This window comes from Hymenobacter terricola (assembly GCF_017921975.2).
In the GTDB taxonomy this organism is placed as follows: Bacteria; Bacteroidota; Bacteroidia; order Cytophagales; family Hymenobacteraceae; genus Hymenobacter; species Hymenobacter terricola.
In genome coordinates, this window is record NZ_JAGEMO020000078.1 from 1 (window position 1) to 12,481 (window position 12,481).

10 protein-coding genes and 1 pseudogene are annotated in these 12,481 nt (G+C 59.7%); all 11 read left to right on the plus strand.

Going from position 1 to position 12,481, the window contains the following annotated elements:
• A pseudogene (locus J4G38_RS24120) lies at positions 1–269 on the plus strand (hypothetical protein); the annotation flags it as partial.
• 118 nt (positions 270–387) lie between these two features.
• The gene (locus J4G38_RS24125) at positions 388–2,166 is read left to right on the plus strand and encodes an OmpA family protein (RefSeq protein ID WP_210521442.1); all 1,779 of its coding nucleotides are present in this window, start codon (positions 388–390) and stop codon (positions 2,164–2,166) included.
• 138 nt (positions 2,167–2,304) lie between these two features.
• The gene (locus J4G38_RS24130; RefSeq protein WP_210521441.1) at positions 2,305–3,084 is read left to right on the plus strand and encodes an ABC transporter permease; all 780 of its coding nucleotides are present in this window, start codon (positions 2,305–2,307) and stop codon (positions 3,082–3,084) included.
• Positions 3,084–3,908, plus strand: coding sequence for an ATP-binding cassette domain-containing protein (locus tag J4G38_RS24135; RefSeq protein ID WP_210521440.1), 825 nt, complete (start codon positions 3,084–3,086; stop codon positions 3,906–3,908). The genes J4G38_RS24130 and J4G38_RS24135 overlap by 1 nt, the downstream gene beginning before the upstream one ends.
• A 67-nt stretch (positions 3,909–3,975) precedes the next feature.
• Positions 3,976–4,980 carry an acetate and sugar kinases/Hsc70/actin family protein gene (locus tag J4G38_RS24140; protein ID WP_210521439.1) on the plus strand — a complete coding sequence of 335 codons (1,005 nt, stop codon included), beginning with the start codon at positions 3,976–3,978 and terminating at the stop codon, positions 4,978–4,980.
• 260 nt (positions 4,981–5,240) lie between these two features.
• Entirely contained in the window at positions 5,241–6,254 is a 1,014-nt protein-coding gene (locus J4G38_RS24145) for an MBL fold metallo-hydrolase (RefSeq protein WP_210521438.1), read from the plus strand.
• 121 nt (positions 6,255–6,375) lie between these two features.
• The gene (locus tag J4G38_RS24150) at positions 6,376–7,875 is read left to right on the plus strand and encodes a sodium:solute symporter (protein ID WP_210521437.1); all 1,500 of its coding nucleotides are present in this window, start codon (positions 6,376–6,378) and stop codon (positions 7,873–7,875) included.
• An 87-nt stretch (positions 7,876–7,962) separates the two neighbouring features.
• On the plus strand, positions 7,963–8,457 hold the full coding sequence (locus J4G38_RS24155; RefSeq protein WP_210521436.1) for an energy transducer TonB: 495 nt from the start codon (positions 7,963–7,965) through the stop codon (positions 8,455–8,457).
• 116 nt (positions 8,458–8,573) lie between these two features.
• Positions 8,574–10,424, plus strand: a complete 1,851-nt coding sequence (locus tag J4G38_RS24160; protein ID WP_226163776.1) for an ABC transporter ATP-binding protein — start codon at positions 8,574–8,576, stop codon at positions 10,422–10,424.
• 77 nt (positions 10,425–10,501) lie between these two features.
• On the plus strand, positions 10,502–11,209 hold the full coding sequence (locus tag J4G38_RS24165; RefSeq protein WP_210521435.1) for a hypothetical protein: 708 nt from the start codon (positions 10,502–10,504) through the stop codon (positions 11,207–11,209).
• Positions 11,210–11,279: 70 nt separating this feature from the next.
• Entirely contained in the window at positions 11,280–12,173 is an 894-nt protein-coding gene (locus tag J4G38_RS24170; RefSeq protein ID WP_210521434.1) for a DUF2911 domain-containing protein, read from the plus strand.
• Positions 12,174–12,481 lie beyond the last annotated feature (308 nt).

Here is a 12,481-nt window from a genome sequence, read left to right on the forward strand (position 1 = left end):
AGTACTTCTTCGACCTGGCCACCGACCGCGTGGCCCAGGACATGGCCCAGCAGCTCGGCCAAATCAAGCAGGCCATGCGCTACAGCCAGGAGTTCGTGAAGGAGATGGACATCCAGAACGGCGTGATGAGCGAAAAGGGCCAGCGCCTGCTCGACAAGTACCAGAAGGGCGAGTTCAACGCCATTATGGACAATGAGCCACCGGTGCGCATGAACGTGTCCACCACCCGGCAGGCCACGGACGACGCCTACGGCAAGCTACTGGATTAAGCTAATGTGCTGGTTTTTAGGTGCGCTGATGCGCTCACTGAAAATAATCAGCACCCCTAAAAACCAGCACCCCTGGCATCAGCAAATCAATCCACTCAGCAAATCAACACATTAGTTAATGACCACTCGCGGTAAAGTTCTCATTGCCATCATCGTCATCGTGGCGCTGTATTTCGGCATTAATAAGCTCACTTCCAGCAACCTTCTTTTCAAGAAAGCGGCCACTGAATCGGTGCTGCTCAACTCGATTGAGCTACCGGCTGCCTCGGGCGGCAACGGCGTGAACGTAGTGGTGCCACTGGCCGCCTTGCCCGGCACCGCTCCGGCCGAAAAAGGCACGCCCGTGGTGTGGGAAGTAATGGCCTGGAACAGCCAGATGGCCGGTATGCTGGCCAATGGTGGCCCGCGCACCACGTCGGGCTCGGCCATGGCCGCCAACGGCCTCGACATGCAGATTGTACGGCAGGACGACGTGAGCAAGATGCAGGCCGACCTGGTAAAAAATGCGGCCGACCTTTCGGCCAACCCCGCCACGCCGGGCCTGATTGTGAGCATCATGGGCGACGGGTTGCCCGGCTTCTCGGCCGTGCAGGAAGAGTTGAAAAAGGCCGGTACGCAGCTGCAAATCATTCCTTACTCGGTGGGCAAAAGCTTCGGCGAAGACAAGCTGATGGGTCCCAAGGAATGGCTCGACAACCCCAAGCTGGCCCTGGGCAAAACAGTGGCCTGCTACCTGCGCGACGGCGACCAGAACATCGCCCTGAAGTGGTGCTCGGACAACGGCCTGAAAGTAAATCCCGACGAGACGACTTACGACCCGCAGGCGGTAAACTTCATGTCGGCCAGCGACTTTCTGGTGGCAGCGGAGAAATATATTCTAGGCAAGCCGGAGAGCCGCGACAAGATTGTGGACGGTAAGAACACCGGCGTGAAAGTGGACGTGGTGGCCGATGCCGTGGCGACCTGGACGCCCGGCGACGTGAACATTGCCAAGCAAAAAGGCGGGCTGGTGAGCATCGTTTCGACTAAAGAATATTCGAACCAGATGCCCAACATCATGGTCACGACCAAGCGCTGGTACGATGCCCACCAGAAGGAAGTGGAAGGCATTATTCTGGCCCACGCCGTGGCCGGCGACCAGGTAAAATCGCACCCCGAAGCCCTGAGCCGCGCCGCCGATATTTCGGCCGACGTGTACGGCGATAAGGATAAAAACGGCGCGTACTGGCTGAAGTATTACAAGGGCGTGAGTGAGGCCGACCGCAACGGCGACGTGGTGGAGCTGGGCGGCAGCAAGGCCTTCAACTTCGCTGACAACCTGAACCTGTTCGGCCTGAACGAGGGCGGCACCAACATCTACGCCTCGGTCTATAAGGCTTTTGGCGACGTGCAGAGCAAGCTCTACCCCAAGGAGCTGCCCAGCTACGTGCCCCTGAATGACATGCTGGACCTGACGCTGCTGAAGAAACTTCAGGACCAGTACAAGGGCAAAACCGTGGCCCCGGCCGAAACGCAGAAATTTGCCGCTGGTGACGAAATCCGCCGCAACGTGAGCCAGCGCGCCTGGAATATCGAGTTCAACTCGGGCCAGAGCACGTTCACGCCTTCGGCCCAGAAAGAGCTGAACCAGCTGTTTGATGACCTGGTGGTGGCGGGCAGCCTGAAAGTGGCCGTGCACGGCCACACCGACAACACCGGCGACCCGCAGGCCAACCAGCAGCTGAGCGAAGACCGCTCCATGGCCGTGCGCCAGTGGCTGGAGCGCAAAAGCCCCAGCGCTTTCCCCGAAGGCCGCGTCCAGGTATACGCCCACGGCGCCACCGAGCCGGTGGCCAGCAACACCACCCCAGCCGGCAAAGCCAAAAACCGCCGCGTGGAAATCGTGCTGGGCAACTAAGGAGTGATGATTTTTTAGAACGTCATGCTGAGCGGAGCCGAAGCATCCCGACTGCTGAAGTAAGTGATTACTATTGCAGTCGGGACGCTTCGGCTCCGCTCAGCATAACGTTCTCCCTTAATACCATTCCGGCACGCTATGTTAAAAGACTTATTCGTTCCAAACGCCAAGCCACGGCCCTCGGTGTTTTTCACCATGGTGGCCTGCCAGGTGGTGTTTTTGCTGCTGCTGTGGCTGTTTTACCCCTTGCAATTGTTCCCGACCTTGGGAGAAGTGCTGGCTTCTTTCAAGGATTTGGTGACGACGCAGGGGCTGATTCAGGAGTTGTGGGCCAGCCTGACCACGGCGCTGGGCGCCTTGGCCATTGCCACCGTTCTGGCTTTGGTGATTGCCTATCTGACGGCCTTGCCCTTCTTCCGGCCCATCGCCTATGCGGCCTCTAAGATGCGCTATTTGACGCTGACGGGCCTCACCTTTTTCATGGCCCTGATGGTGAGCTCCGGCCACCAGGTCAAGCTTTCGGTGCTCATTTTCGGGGCCACGGTGTACCTGGTCACGGGCATGACGAGCGTGATTCTGACCACCACGCAGGAGGAAATGGACCACGCCCGCACCCTGGGCATGAGCGAGTGGCGCAGCTTCTACGAAGTGGTGGTGCTGGGCAAGTTGGATGAGATGCTCGAAGTGGTGCGCCAGAATTTCGCCATCATCTGGACCATGATTACGCTCGTGGAAACCCTTTATCAGAGCGAGGGCGGCATCGGCCTGCTGCTGTACAAGCAGAACCGCTACCTGCATCTGGCCGGGGTGGTGGCCATTCAATTGGTCATTCTGGCCACGGGGGCTTTGCAGGATTACCTGTTTGAGTTTCTGCGCCGCATGTTCTTCCCATACTCCGACCTCAGCGTAGCGAAATAATGGTTGACCACACTTACAAAGAGCCCATCCTGACGCTGCGGGACATTTCGATGCAATTCGGTGGCGAAGTTATTTTGCGTGACATCAGCCTCGACGTGCTCGATGTGGTGCGGCCCGGCGTGAACCAGGGGCAGGTGGTGGGCTTCTACGGTCGCTCGGGTGTCGGCAAATCCGTGTTGTGCCGCATCATCGCGGGGCTGCTGCCGCCCAGCACCGGCACCGTGATGGTGGCCAACCCGCAGCGGCCCGTGTGCCCCGGCGACGTGGGCTTCGTGCAGCAGCGCTACCCGCTGTTCAACCACCGCACCCTGCTCGACAACCTGCTGGTGGCCGCCGGCCGCAAGCATTCCCCGGCCGATGCCAAGGCCAAAGCCCAGGACTTTCTCATCCGTTTCGACCTGGCCCCGCATCGGCGCAAGTACCCGGCCATGCTCTCGGGCGGGCAACGGCAGCGGGCCGCTATTGCCCAGCAGCTGCTCTGTTCGGAGCACCTCATCATTCTGGATGAGCCCTTCTCCGGCCTCGACATCGCGATGATTGACGAGGTGAAGAAAATCATCATCGAAGTGACGACTTCCGACGAGTTGAACACCGTCGTCATCGTGTCGCACGACCTGGCCACCACCACTGCGCTTTCGGATACGCTCTGGCTGCTGGGGCCCGAGCGCGATGCCGCCGGGCAGTGCCTCGCGGGCGCCACCATCAGCCAGAAGCACCAGTACAACCTGGCCGAAATGGGGCTGGCCTGGCAGCCCGGCATTCAGGCCAAGCCCGAGTTTGTGCAGTTGATTGAACACCTGAAGGACGAAATCCGGAAGACCTAGAGCAAGTTGCCGCTCTTCGAGTAACATTGCATTCGCAACATTTCCTTCACCGCCTCACTTCTTTCGTATGCGTCTCACCTTCGCGAGTAAGGCCATTATCGCGGCCATCATCCTCATTGGCTTGTATTTCGGCATTCGCCGGTTCACGGCCACCAACCCGGAGCTGGTCCAGACGGCCCGTTCCGGCATCGACCCGGTGGCTGATGCACCGCGCGGCTCAACACCTCCAGCCACGCCGGCCGAAACGCCCGCAGCCGGCCCCCGGCCAGCCTTTACCTACGCGGCCCCCGCGCCGGTTGATGGCAAGCTGAAAGGCGTGGTGGAGCTGGGCGCCAGCGGCTTCAACTCCTTCATTGTGCGCATCGACAAGCAGCGCACCTGGAAGCTGGAGAAGGCTGATTTTGGCAACAGCCTGGTGATGGAAAACATGGCGTCGGACGAAGACATTCGCAAGGGCCTCAAGGCCTACATCGGCCAGATGCTGGACTATGGCGTGGGCGGGCGCGACATTCATTTCGTGGTGAGCTCCGGGGCCTTGAAAGCCGAAGGAACCGGCAAAATCGTGAAAGCGCTGAAAAGCCTGAACTACGTGGTGAACACCGTGACGCCCGAAAAGGAAGGCATGCTGGGCCTGCGCTCGGTGCTGCCCGCCTCGTTTGCCGACCGGGCGTTTGTGGCGGACATCGGCTCGGGCAACACCAAGATTTCGTGGCTCGACGGCAACCAGCCTAAAGCGGTGGAAACCTTCGGGGCCAAGTACTTCGAGAAAGCCACCCCTGATGCCACCGTGGCCGCCGACGTGAAAGCCAAAGTTGCTCAGGTGCCGGCCGACCTGCGCGGGACCTGCTTCATCATTGGCGGCGTGCCGTTTGAGCTGGCCAAGAAGGTGCGCAAGGGCAAGGAGCGCTACACCGTGCTCGATGCCCCGAGCGCCTACCAGCTCGACAATGCCAAATCAAAAGCCGGCCTCAACATCTACCAATCCATCGCCGAGGCCACCGGCTGCCGACAGTTCGTTTTCGACTGGGATGCCAACTTCACGATTGGCTACCTGTTGACGCTGCCGCAATAACCGCGAAATAAGTTGTTAGGCATTAGCTGCCAGTTATTGGTGTGAAGACAGCATTCTGGCTGGCAACCAGCAACGAGCGCCTGGCAACCCGCTAACTCTCGAACGGCTACTTAATGGCCCCAAAACGCCCCAACGGTTGCCGATGGGGCGTTTTGCGTTGAGCGCGTTCTGGTAATTTGCCGGCGGCCGGCGGGCCGATGGTAAAACACTTGGGGAGCTGGGCCGTTTCTTTGGCTGCTTCTGATTCTCTAAAACCACCGATGGCCAAGCCGATTTCTTACCTCCGCAACGACGCCCTGCCAACCGTCAAGCCGGGCTACCCCGGCAATAAGCTGTTCGGCAACGAATTTGCCAACGGCGAGGAGCTGTTTGAGCCCAGCTTTGCCAATCTGCTGAAATGGCAGCTCTCGGCCAACCCGCAGAAGGAGGAAAAGAAGCGCGACACGTGGGCGCCGACCGTGGTGGACTGTGCGGCGGCATTTGCTTCGACCGAAGACATGCTGGTGTGGCTGGGCCATTCCTGTTTCCTGCTGCGCGTGGCAGGCGTGAGCCTGCTATTCGACCCCGTGCTGTTCAGCTCGCTGGGGCTACGGCACCGCCACGCCCTCCCCTGCCTGCCCGAAGCCATTCGAAGCATCGATTTCCTCTTGCTTTCGCACGGCCACCGCGACCATCTCGACGAGAAATCCATCAAGCTGCTGGCCCGGCAAAACCCCCACATGCGGGTGTTGTCGTCGTTGCGCATGGGGCCACTGCTGCGCGATATGGTGCCCGGCCTGCCGGTGCAGGAGGCCGGCTGGTGGCAGCAATACGACCTGGGACCAAGCTCGCCGCTCGAAATCACCTACCTGCCCGCCTCGCACTGGCACCGGCGCGGCCTCACCGACCTGAACCAGGTACTGTGGGGAAGCTTCCTGATTAAAGCCGCCGACAAGCTCATCTACTTCGCCGGTGACACCGCCTACGACGACCATTTCGAGGCCATCGAGCAGCGCTTTGGCCCCATCGACATCGCCCTGATGCCCATTGGCGCCTACAAGCCGGCCTACATGATGGCCCAAAGCCACGTCAACCCCCACGAAGCCGCCAAGGCCGTGAACGTGCTGCGCGCCGGCCACGTCGTGCCCATGCACTACGGCACCTTCGCCCTGGCCGATGAGCCCGCCTCGGAGCCGCTGCGGCAGCTCACCGAAGTGGCAGCCGGTGGCATGCTGCGGGGCGAGCTGCACACGCCCGCCGTGGGCGAGGTACTGCGCTGGCGCGACTGGGAGTAGGGTTTCTGGGGGAAGAGGGTGCGAGGGTGAGAGGGCATGAGTTATTCTAACGACCTTTGCCCTTAATTCTCTTTCCAAACTTCTTACCCTCCTACCCCCATTCCCTCCTGCCCTAGCTCACATGTCGCCAACTTTAGTTTTGAGCCTGGTTGCGGGCTACTTCTTCGTCCTCATCATCATTGCCATCCTCACTTCGCGCGGGGCCACGAGTGAGAGTTTTTTTGTGGCCAACCGCAACGCGCCGTGGTACATGGTGGCCTTTGCCATGATTGGCACCTCGCTTTCGGGGGTCACCTTCATTTCGGTGCCGGGCAACGTGTACGGCAAAAGCTGGAGCTACCTGGCCGTGGCCCTGGGCTTTGTGGCCGGCTACGTCGTGATTGGCACCGTGCTCATGCCGCTCTATTACCGGCTGCGCTTAGTGAGCATCTACTCGTACCTGGAGCAGCGGTTTGGCTACTGGAGCTACAAGACGGGCGCGCTGTTTTTCCTGATTTCGCGGTCCCTGGGCTCGGCTTTGCGGCTGTACTTGGTGGCCGGCGTGCTGCAGCTGGCCGTGTTTGATGCCATGGGCGTGCCGTTTGCCGTGACGGTGATGGTCAGCATCTTCTTCATCTACCTCTACACCTTCAAGGGCGGGCTCAAAACCATTCTCTGGACCGATACTTTCCAGACGCTGGCCATGCTGAGCTGCGTGGCCCTGAGCATCTACTTCATGGCCGACGCGCTGAATTTTTCCTTCAAGCAGCTCATCAGCACGGTGCGCGAAAGCCCGATGTCGCAGGTATATTTCTCGGATTTCCGGGACGATAAGTTCTTCTGGAAACAGTTCGCCTCCGGCATGTTCATCACCATCGTGATGACCGGCCTCGACCAGGATTTGATGCAGAAAAACCTGAGCTGCCGCAGCCTCGGCGAGGCCCAGAAAAACCTGTTCTGGTTCACGCCCGTCATCGTGTGCGTCAACATTCTGTTCCTCACCCTGGGCGTGCTGATGTACAAATACGCCGCCGCCCGCGGCCTGCATCTGGAGCAGCTGCCGCAGCTCCTGAACCTGAAAGGCACCCTCGACACCGACAAGGTTTTTCCCTACCTCGCCACCACGCAGTTCTCGCTCACGGCCGGCATCATCTTCATTCTGGGCATCATCGCCGTCACCTACGCCTCCGCCGATTCAGCCCTCACGGCCCTCACCACGTCGTTTTGCGTCGATTTTCTGAACATCAAACAATACCCCGAGGCCCGGCAGACGCAGCTGCGGCAGCTCACGCACCTGGGCTGGTCGGTGGTGCTCATCGTCATCATCCTCATCTTCCGCGCCCTCAACGAGCAAAGCCTGATTGATGCCGTGTACAAGGCGGCGGGCTTCACCTACGGGCCGCTGCTGGGCCTGTTTGCCTTCGGCATTCTCACCCGGCGGCAGCTGCGCGACCGGCTGGTGCTGCCCACCTGCACGGCGGCTGTGCTGCTCACGCTGCTCATCGTGTCGCACTCGGTGGAGTGGCTGAACGGCTACAAGTTCGGTTTCGAAATCCTGCTGCTCAACGGCGCCCTGGTGTATTTGGGCCTGCTGGCCATCTCGCGCCCCGCCGAGGCCGGCCAATTGAACCTCGCCGGGTAGCGGGTGTTTGAAGTATTGTCGCGCCCAGCGCGTTTCTGTTCATTCCACTCCTTATTGCCAGGGCGTAAGCTTAAGGCAAGCCATTTCATGATAAAAGCACTTCTAGCCTTCGCTCTACTTGGTCCCGCCACCGCCTGGGCCCAGGAGCCTGCCACGCCGGCCCCGGCCCAGCAGCCCATTGTGCTGCAGGCCGGCCACATGCAGGTGCAGCGCAATTCGCCCATCAACCGCCCCGACCGGGCCCCCGTGTACCCCGGCGGCGAGCAGGCGCTGGGCCTGTTCTTCCTCGAACACGTTAATTACCCCGCCGCGGCCCGCGCCCAGCAGCTCAGCGGCATGGTGCTGGTCACGGCCACCGTCAACGCCGATGGCACCGTGAGCAACCCCGTGGTGGCCAAGTCGCTCTCGCCGGAGTGCGACGCCGAAGCCCTGCGCGTGGTGCCGCTGCTCACGGGCTGGCAGCCCGCCATGCGGCGCGGCCACCCGCTGCCCGTGCTTATTCAGCTGCCCGTGCCGTTTGGCGGGGCCGGCGACATGAAAGTGGAGCTGAACACCAAGCCCAAACCAAAGCCCAAGCACTAATTTCTGGTGCCACCCGGGCGGCGGCGCCCCGCAGCAGTGGGGCGCGGCTTCATCGTTGCCTCACGCCCGGCCGGCAATCTTGCCGCGTTATTATTAGCAATTAGCAGATACCGATTATGGCCCGCAGTGGAATGAATACCAGCGGCTCCGACCTGGCGCCGGATGCCCCGAAACCCAAGCTTACCAAAGAAGCCTTCCAGCGCGGCATGCGGATTTTCCGCTATGTACTGCCCTACCGTGCCAAGTTCATCGTTGGCATGGTGCTGCTCACGCTGAGCAGCGCGACGTTCATGGCCTTCCCGTGGGTGGCGGGCAAGCTCGTGGATGCCGCTAACGGCAAGGTATTCAGCCTGCCAGGTGGCCTGGAGCTCACCATCACCCGCATTGCGCTGCTGCTGTTTTGCGTTATCCTGTTTCAGGGGTTTTTCTCGTTTGGGCGCATCTGGTTTTTCACCCAGGTGAGCGAGTTCACGGTGCGCGACATCCGGCAGGCGCTCTACGCCAAGTTCGTGAGCCTGCCCATTCCCTTCTTCGAGAAAAACCGCGTCGGCGCCATCACCTCGCGCATTACTTCCGACGTGAGCATGATTCAGGACACGTTTTCGCTCACCCTGGCCGAGCTGTTCCGCCAGGTGGTGACGCTGGTGGTCAGCACCATCCTCATTATGGTGACGTCGGTAAAACTGTCGCTGTTCATGCTGGCCACGTTCCCGGTGTTGGTGCTGGCGGCGTTTGTGTTCGGCAAGAAGATTCGCAAGCAGTCTAAAATCACCCAGGAAGAGCTGGCCAAAACCAACGTCATCGTGGAGGAAACGCTGCAAGCCATCAATACGGTGAAGGCCTTTACCAACGAGCTGTTTGAAATCGGGCGCTACAATATGTCGTTGGGCAAAGCCGTGCGGGCCGCGCTGAAGAGCAATTTGTACCGCGGAGCCTTTGTCTCGTTTGTGATTATTGGGCTGTTTGGCGGCATCATTCTGGTGCTGTGGCGCGGGGCTACGCTGGTCCACACGCCCATCACCGACCCCGACCACCTGGAAATCGGCCAGCTGGTGTCGTTCATCATCTATACCACTTTCGTGGGCGCGTCGGTGGGCGGCCTGGGCGAGATGTACGGCAAGGTGCAAAGCACGCTGGGCGCCTCGGAGCGCATCCTCGAAATCCTGGATGAAAGCAGCGAGCCCTCGCACCTGGCGCTGCCGGGCAGCCAGCCGGCCCTGGCCATTCAGGGCAATATTGAGTACCGCAACGTGGCGTTCCGCTACCCCACCCGGCCCGATTTGCCGGTGTTGCAGGACATTTCCTTCGACATCGCGGCCGGCGAGAAAATTGCGCTGGTGGGCCCCAGCGGCGCGGGCAAAAGCACCATCGTAAGTCTGTTGATGCAGTTTTACGAGCTGAGCGGCGGCGAAATCCTCATCGACGGCCGTCCCATTGGCAGCTACGATTTGACCGAATTGCGGCGCCACGTTGGCATCGTACCGCAGGAAACGCTGCTTTTTGGCGGCAGCATCCGCGAGAACATTGCCTATGGCAAAACCAACGCCACCGACGAGGAAATCATCGCCGCCGCCCGCAAGGCCAACGCCTGGCAGTTCATCGCCTCCTTCCCCGAAGGCCTCGACACGGTGGTGGGCGAGCGCGGCATCAAGCTCTCGGGCGGGCAGCGCCAGCGCGTGGCCATCGCCCGCGCCATCCTGAAAAACCCGGCCATTCTGCTACTCGACGAAGCCACCTCGGCCCTCGACAGCGAAAGCGAAAAGCTGGTGCAGGGCGCGATGGATGAACTGATGAAAAACCGCACCTCCATCATCATCGCCCACCGCCTGAGCACGATTCGCAAAGTCGATAAAATCCTGGTGATTGACGGTGGCCGCATCGTGGAGCAAGGCTCGCACGAGGAACTGGCCGACAACGAGAACGGGCTGTATGCGAACCTGCTGAAGCTACAGTTTGAGCTGAGCTAGGAATTGGCAGGCAACACACGATTACGGCCCTTGCTTCGTTAGTTTTAGCGGAGCAAGGGCCGTAAGTATTTAATGACATGGCAATACGTAAGAGAAGCGTTACTCACTTGAATGGCAGTCGAAGTATTTCGGTGCCGTACATAGCGCCATTTGCGGGCTTGTTGTTTTTGTTGGTTTTCCCTTTTGTCCTGTCGGGTGAGATGAGACGACCTGCCACGGGTGTAGCTACTGACGAACAGCTTCCTTCAAGCCATGCCGAGTGTTGCAGCGACCGTGGAAATTTTGGTGCTGTTATCGGCCTTAATGATGCCGGCCATCTCTCTTTTGCCATGCCAGAATCGCCTGGCAAATGGCAAGCAATTGTTATAGCAAGGGTTGCGGTACGCCATGGCATGACCCTCACCGTCGCACAAGTAGCCACGCTCCAGGAGTTGCCTTATCTGGCAACGGATATTCGGGCGCTTCCCCAACTACTTGCGCTCACCGCTTCGGAACGGAATCGGCTGCTTCAATCTGGCAGTTTTTCCATCCTCACCCCCGCCCAGTTTTCAGAATGCTTAGCCGAAGCGCGGCAATTGCTTAAGGAGAATAATCTACCTTATTACGTAGGTATCAAAATTGATGCTGATGCAAGTATGCGCCAAGTATTTTCACTGACTGATTTGCTGCAAGCTCAGGGAATTAACCGCTTTCAACTGATAACACAAAGACAGAGGTGGTCAGAGCCTGACCGGTTGGTTTACAATCGCCGAACTTACACTCGTCAAATTGAAAATTCATTGTGAAACCCGCGCCCCAAGCGCGGGTTTCGTATTTTTAGCCCGACAACAACCCCCTTCACCCTTTCTCTTACTGATGAGCAAGCACTTTCTGAGTTTCTCCGCCACTTTGGCTACCGCTGTTACGCTGCTGGCCAGCCCTGCTGCCAACGCCCAGATTACCACGCCCCAGGCCAGCCCCAAAAGCACGGTGATGCAACGCGTGGGCATGACCGATGTGACCATCGTGTACTCGCGGCCGGGCATGAAAGGCCGCACCATTTTCGGCGGCGACAAGACGCTGGTGGCGAATGGCAAGCGCTGGCGCACCGGGGCCAATGCCACCACCAGCATTAAGTTTTCGGACGATGTGATGATTGAGGGCAAGAAGATTCCGGCCGGCGAATACGGCATCTACACCGTGCCGCGCCCCACGGAATGGACCGTGGTGCTGAACAAAAGCCTCAAGCAAGGCGCCGACGTGGACGGCTTCAAGGACGACCAGGACGTGGCCCGCTTCACCATCAAGCCCTACAAGCTGCCCGGCAAGGTCGAAACCTTCACCATCGACTTCACCGACCTCACCCCCGCTACCGCCAATGTGGCGATGGAGTGGGAAATGACCGGCGCCAAGTTCAAAATCACGGCCGATGTGGAGAGCAAGGTGCTAGCCCAGATTGACGAGAAAATCACCAAAAACGCCACCCCCGCCCCCGCCGACCTCGCCTCGGCCGCCGTGTATTACTACGACAACAATAAAGACCTGAAGCAAGCCCTGGCCTGGATGGAGAAAGCCAACGCCGCCGAGCCCACCAAGTTCTGGAACCTGAACACGGAAGCCAAAATCCGCCTCAAAATGAAGGACTACGCCGGCGCGACCAAAGCCGCCGAGGCTTCGAAGAAAGGCGCCCTGGCCGCCACGCCGCCCAACGGCGAATACGTGAAGATGAACGAGGACTTGCTGGCCGAAGCCAGGAAGATGGGCAAGTAGGGCCCGACGGCGCAACATCCCCCCGGCTCCGGCCCGCCCGAAGGGCGCAGCCCAGGGCACGGGGAGCCTTATAACACGCAGGCCCGCTTCCTTCCGGAGGCGGGCCTGCTTGGCTTTAAACAATCGGGATTCTTCTTAAAGCACTGTATTCCGCCTGCTAAGTGCAATAATTAGCTCTTTCTAAGAAGGTATAGGATAAATTAATCGTCAGGTTTAGATATTGACCGTTTGGCGAGTCGTCTGAGCATTAAGTTGCTGAGGCAGATTTTAATCCAGGCTTCACTGTTGCGGGGATTGGTTTCGTAATC

Excerpts from the sequence above, each read along its gene's own strand:
- J4G38_RS24125 (WP_210521442.1), top strand. The coding sequence starts at position 388 with ATGACCACTCGCGGTAAAGTTCTCATTGCCATCATCGTCATCGTGGCG.
- J4G38_RS24130 (WP_210521441.1), top strand. The coding sequence starts at position 2,305 with ATGTTAAAAGACTTATTCGTTCCAAACGCCAAGCCACGGCCCTCGGTG.
- J4G38_RS24135 (WP_210521440.1), top strand. The coding sequence starts at position 3,084 with ATGGTTGACCACACTTACAAAGAGCCCATCCTGACGCTGCGGGACATT.
- J4G38_RS24140 (WP_210521439.1), top strand. The coding sequence starts at position 3,976 with ATGCGTCTCACCTTCGCGAGTAAGGCCATTATCGCGGCCATCATCCTC.
- J4G38_RS24145 (WP_210521438.1), top strand. The coding sequence starts at position 5,241 with ATGGCCAAGCCGATTTCTTACCTCCGCAACGACGCCCTGCCAACCGTC.
- J4G38_RS24150 (WP_210521437.1), top strand. The coding sequence starts at position 6,376 with ATGTCGCCAACTTTAGTTTTGAGCCTGGTTGCGGGCTACTTCTTCGTC.
- J4G38_RS24155 (WP_210521436.1), top strand. The coding sequence starts at position 7,963 with ATGATAAAAGCACTTCTAGCCTTCGCTCTACTTGGTCCCGCCACCGCC.
- J4G38_RS24160 (WP_226163776.1), top strand. The coding sequence starts at position 8,574 with ATGGCCCGCAGTGGAATGAATACCAGCGGCTCCGACCTGGCGCCGGAT.
- J4G38_RS24165 (WP_210521435.1), top strand. The coding sequence starts at position 10,502 with ATGGCAATACGTAAGAGAAGCGTTACTCACTTGAATGGCAGTCGAAGT.
- J4G38_RS24170 (WP_210521434.1), top strand. The coding sequence starts at position 11,280 with ATGAGCAAGCACTTTCTGAGTTTCTCCGCCACTTTGGCTACCGCTGTT.